This is a genomic window from Ruthenibacterium sp. (genome assembly GCF_017421385.1).
Taxonomy (GTDB): domain Bacteria; phylum Bacillota; class Clostridia; order Oscillospirales; family Ruminococcaceae; genus Ruthenibacterium; species Ruthenibacterium lactatiformans.
Map to the genome: position 1 here is coordinate 1 of NZ_JAFOIN010000038.1, position 5,182 is coordinate 5,182.

A 5,182-nucleotide genomic window follows, 5' to 3' on the forward strand; every position below is an offset into this window, starting at 1 on the left:
CGATTCTATGATATAATCTTGGCAGTCCATAGTGATTGCCCTCCCTTGGAAGAAGTTGTGTGCAAACTTCATTCTACCATGTGGGGAAAATCACTATGGATTTTTTCTTAGGTGTCCAACTTCATTTTACAATCAACCATTTGTTTCCGTTATAAATAAAAAAAGAACAAATCGCAAGAAGCCTCAAACATAAAAGTGGAAACGCGCAAGCATGCGCTGCTGGCCTTATCCCCGCCCGCACACAGGGCGAGCCATGCCGCGCGGCGAACGCCGGGGCGCATTCGGTAAATGCTTGCATGCCGCGAATCCGGGACACGTTTTGAAACGTTATTACCGAATACCCGACTTGCCCATTCAGGCGTATCAGGAAATATGGTTTGAAGCAGCTAACGCTGTGCCCCGATATTTTTCCCGTCTGGACACACAGCGCGAAAAAGCGCAAAGCCACAGGAGGGAAAACGGCATAAAAGAGCGGGCAGCTTTTACGCTGCCCGCTTTGTGCTTTTATTCAGCCCTGCGCAGTTCCTTGATGGATACCGTATGATTACGCACGACCGTTTCCAGTGTCCGTACTCGGTCGCGCAGCTCGTCGATCTCACGCACGCGCTCCAGCTTTGCGGAAATATCGCCGTACTGTTCCGCGATAAGCTGCACGTTGTGCTCTTGCTTTTCAATCAACATGCGGGTATGGCGCACGTCCGTTTCCAAGGATTCAAACCGATTGTCAATGGACTCCAACCGATTGTCAATGGACTCAAATCGACTGTCAATAGACTCAAACCGATTGTCAATGGACTCAAAGTGATTGTCAATAGACTCAAACCGATTGTCAATGGACTCAAACTGATTGTCAATAGATTCAAAGTGATTGTCAATGGACTCAAACTGATTGTCAATAGATTCAAAGTGATTGTCAATAGATTCAAAGTGCTTATCGTGTTCCTCTAACTTGTCCGAAATTTTGCCCAACATCTGCAAAATCAATTCTTCGTTGTTCATCCGCTCCACCTTCCTGTGCTGCTATTATACCCCATCAGAGCGGGGCTTACAATTGGGCATTATGCCGATTTACGATGTTACTTGTGTGCTGCCCTGTGTGCCGATCATTCACCCTTGTCCCGCATCCGGGCAAAAGTGGTTATAAAGTGTGTTGTTGCAAAAACAAAACCGCCCGGGAATGGCTTTCCCAAGCGGTTTCAGAGGCTGAGTTGGCGTGATAAAATGGATACCCGCTTTTCTCCTCGGCCCGTAGGGCGGGGCTCCCGCGAAAGTTTGCGCAGCAAAGTTTTGTGGGGAAAAGGAGGAATGACGGAGCGGTATGAGAAAAGCCCAGCCAACTGGCTGGGCTTTTTGAATGGAGCATAGTCCATTCCGACGTGGTGCCGGTGGTGGGACTTGAACCCACACGGTGTTGCCACCAACGGATTTTGAGTCCGCATCGTCTGCCATTCCGACACACCGGCGTACGGATAGCTTTTATATTATACTATGCCGCTTTTGTAAAATCAAGCGTTTTTTGCCCGCAAAACGCTAAAAAACGATCTCCGGCCTTTTTTCGGCCCGGCGCCGGGCCGGCCTTTGCCGCCGCGGTGCGCTGCCGGTTTCGGCTGCGCAAAAAGATTCACGGCGGGGGCTGCCGGTTTCGGCTGCGCAAAAAGATTCACGGCGGGGGCTGCCGGTTCCGGCCGCGCAAAGAGATTCACGGCGGGCGCTGCCGCAGCAAGCTTCCCATTGTTAAAAATGCAGCCGCCGGCGGAATTCGTTTTTGATCGTCCGGTCGCCGAACACGGCCATGCCTGCCAATGTGGCCACCGCCAGGATGCTGGGCACCACGGCGCCCACCAGGCTGTGCGCCAGCCCGGTGAAGTACAGCACGGGCATTGCCAGCCCAAACACCGCCAGCACCGCCTGATACAGCACATACCCCGCCCAGTTGGTGCGGTTGCACATCACCAGCACCACCACCGCCACGATGCCCGCGCAGATGAACGCGGGCACCACGAACGAAACGCCCCAGCCCCGGTAGCCTGTTTCAAAGTCCACAAGCACGGCCAGCGCGCTGCCCGCCACCACCTGCATGAGCACCTTGCCCGCCGCGTTGCCGCCGCGGCGCATGGCGTGGGGCACCACGGCCCAGGCGTATACCAAAGCCGTCACCACGATGGTCCACCACCAGAACGACGGCATCACAAGCAGATTTACCACGATGCACACCGCCGCGCCGACGACGGAGAGCAGCAGCAGCAGGCGTTTGACAAAATTGTATTCCTTCCGGCTGCCCGCCGGCGGATATACCGCCGCGCAGTCCGCGTCCGCCAGCCCGGCCAGGGGCGTGCCGCAAAGCGGGCACAGCACCGCCGGCGTGGCAACGTCCACATCACACGCCCTGCAATGTTTCATCCGTATCGCCTCCTGTCTCCAGCGTGACGGGCACGCCCGCCTTTGCAAGCCTGCGCACCACGCTGCGCGCAAGGCGGTTGTCCTCCACCTCGGTGGTGAAGGTGAGCGCCAGCGTGTTGCCGCAGGCGCAGGCCGTGGCCTTCACCGGCTCCCTGGGCGTGGTGGAGAGCAGAAAGCGGAAGCCCTCGAAATACCGGCGGAACGGCTCTTCCACACGCACCGGCCCCAGATTCGAGAACACCAGCGTGCTGCCGTTGTTGGAATGCTCGTACACGATGCGGAGGATGCCGTTTTTCAGCGGCAGGGGAATGATGCGCGTGATGAGGTTCTTTTCGCTGCCCGCCGTAAAGGCCAGCTTCTGTTCAAATTCCTCCCGCGTCAGCTTTTCGGCAAACTGGCGCTTCACGGCCTCCATCACGTCCTCAAAGGGGACGGCGCGGCGCGCCAGCGGCAGGATGATCGTCAGGTTGGAAAAGAAATTCAGGGACGTCTCGGTGCCGAAGATAGGCCGCAGATTCACCGGGACAAAGATGCTGACGGGCCTTTTTGCGCCGTTGCAGGCCGTGTATTCCTCGTACACGCCGTAGGCGATGGCGGCTGTAAGGTATTCGCCCACGGTGGCGCCGAAGCGGCGGCACTCGGCCTTCAGCGCGTCCACGGGCATCAGCGCCGTGGCCACGCCCAGCCCGCCCGCGATGCGGTGCTCGCCCCGCAGATGATACGCGCCCGGTTCGCGGAACGTTTTGCTTTTGGCCGGAACGTAATGCTTGAGGTATCCGTCCTGCACCTCGCCCGCGGTCTCGGTGCCGTAGGGGGTGGCAAGCTGCTCGGGCGTGAACGCGTCCGGGTGGGCAAGCTGGCAGTAGCGGTAGCAGACGGCCTTCAAAAACTGCATCGCGCCCGTGCCGTCCGTGAGCACGTGGAAGGTCTCCAGATGCACGCGGCTGCCGTAATACAGCACACGGAACAGAAAGCGGCCTGTCTCCACGGGGTCGATGTAGCGGCAGGGGGCGTCCTGCTCGGGCAGGACCTGGGGTGTGGCGCGGTTGGTTTCCAGATAGTTCCAGAACAGGCCGTGCCTCAGGCGGACGTTGAACGCGGCAAAATAGGGGAGCGTTTGCTCCAGCGCCTGCTGGAGCAGCGCAGGGTCCACAGCTTCGCGCATCACGGCTGTCAGGCGGAATACGTTGGAATAGCGCCGGCTCGCCACCACGGGAAAGATATTCGCGGTGTTGTCCAGCTTGTGCCACCGCGTGGGTGCAGCGCGTTTTTTCATGGAAAAGATCGGCTCCTTTAACAGAGAGGATGGGAACGGGCGGGCCGCTTTGGGGCAGGGCGGCCTGCGGGCCGCAGAAAGCGGGGAAGGGGGCGGCCCGGGCCGCATGGGAGGGGACGCGGGGAAAATCAGGCGAAAAGTGAAAGGTCGATGGCCTCGGCGATGGCCCGCCCGCCCGCGAGATTGGGGTGCAGGCCGTCGGGCAGGGCAAATTCCTTTTTCATGCCCACGCCGTCGTCGGTGTCCGCGATGGGAGCGCCGAGGTCCAGCACCGCGTCGAAGGGGCCTTCTTCAGCGATCCAGCGGTTGATGGCGCGGCGCAGCGCCTCCCGCTCGGGCGGGAACAGGTGGTTCACCTCCCGGGGCAGGATGAGCCCCGCGTATACCTTTACGCCCTGCTTGTGCAGCGCGTCCGCGATGGTGCGGGCGGCGGCGGCGTACTGGTCCACGGTAATAAGCTCCTCCTCCGGCGCGCCGCCGGTGCCGGGGTGCCCCAGATCGTTGGTGCCGAGAGCGAACACCGCGTGGGTGAGGCCCTCGATGGGAAGCAGGTCGTAGCGGTAGCGCTCGATGCCCGCGTGGCCGTACATGCCCCGGGAGGCGGGGGTTGCGCCGTAGAGCAGGCGGTTGCCGCCGATGCCGAGGTTGCACACGCTCACCCCGCCGCGGAAATGCTCGTACAGGCGCGCCGTGAAGGGCGTTACCCACGCGCCCTGCTGCATGATGGAATCCCCGAACATAGCCACGACGCGGGGAGCGGGCAGGGCGTCGTCCTGCTCCACGATCACCTCGGAGAGCGTGGTGGTGGCGCTGGAGATGTCCCAGGGCAGCACGCTTTTGGAAAGGTCTGTCCAGAGGCGGGCCTTGGGCAGCGCGGGGGCGTCGCAGTGGTCGCCCTTGACGGAGCGGTTGGCAAAGATGCCCACAAAATTGCCGGAGGTGACCTTTTCGCCGCCGGGATAATAAAGGCTGACGGCGATGGTGCAGCCCGGCTGCACGGGCAGCGCGACCCTGTCGGAAAAAACGTCCCGCTGGGGCACCAGCGCAAAGCTGGTGTCGCCGTGCACGGTGAGCGGGCGCACGGTATCGGGCACAAGGCGGCCCTTTGCGTCCGCCAGGCCGATGGTGGCGTTGCCCACCCACACGGGACCGTCGGAATAATAATTGCTGAATTTTACATAGACGGCGCTGCCGGAAAGATTGTTGGGGGCGAAGATGCGCACGGTGCGCGCGGCGTTGTTAAAGGGCTGCGCGGAAATATCGGTGTGCGCGACGGCAAAGGTGCATACACGGCGCGGCATAGGCGGCCTCCTTGTTATTGTATGAAATGCCCCGGGCGGTGTTGCGCGGGGCTTGTCTCCAGTATACCATGGCGCCGCGAAGCGGCCTCGACAAAACCGCATTCACTGCGGTTTTGCATGGTTCAATGTTCTCAAGTCCATGCGCGAAAGCGCATCAGCGCACGAAGAGCGCGCGGCCGCGCAAGCGGCGGGCTTGAGGTTATTA

4 protein-coding genes and 1 tRNA gene are annotated in these 5,182 nt (G+C 60.4%); all 5 read right to left on the reverse strand.

The genetic code is table 11. The annotated features are described in order from the left end of the window. Nucleotides 1–504: 504 nt before the first annotated feature. The gene (locus IIY41_RS04345) at nt 505–999 is read right to left on the reverse strand and encodes a hypothetical protein (protein ID WP_287399921.1); all 495 of its coding nucleotides are present in this window, start codon (nt 997–999) and stop codon (nt 505–507) included. Between the two features lie 378 nt (nt 1,000–1,377). After that, nucleotides 1,378–1,463, reverse strand: a tRNA-Leu gene (locus IIY41_RS04350). Between the two features lie 271 nt (nt 1,464–1,734). Beyond that, nucleotides 1,735–2,400 carry a DUF6320 domain-containing protein gene (locus IIY41_RS04355; RefSeq protein WP_009322674.1) on the reverse strand — a complete coding sequence of 222 codons (666 nt, stop codon included), beginning with the start codon at nt 2,398–2,400 and terminating at the stop codon, nt 1,735–1,737. Beyond that, entirely contained in the window at nt 2,378–3,676 is a 1,299-nt protein-coding gene (locus IIY41_RS04360; protein ID WP_050006404.1) for a hypothetical protein, read from the reverse strand. The genes IIY41_RS04355 and IIY41_RS04360 overlap by 23 nt, the downstream gene beginning before the upstream one ends. A 128-nt stretch (nt 3,677–3,804) precedes the next feature. After that, nucleotides 3,805–4,977 (reverse strand): GDSL-type esterase/lipase family protein, encoded by a 1,173-nt coding sequence (locus IIY41_RS04365; RefSeq protein ID WP_058724059.1) that lies wholly within the window; start codon nt 4,975–4,977, stop codon nt 3,805–3,807. Between the last annotated feature and the right edge of the window lie 205 nt (nt 4,978–5,182).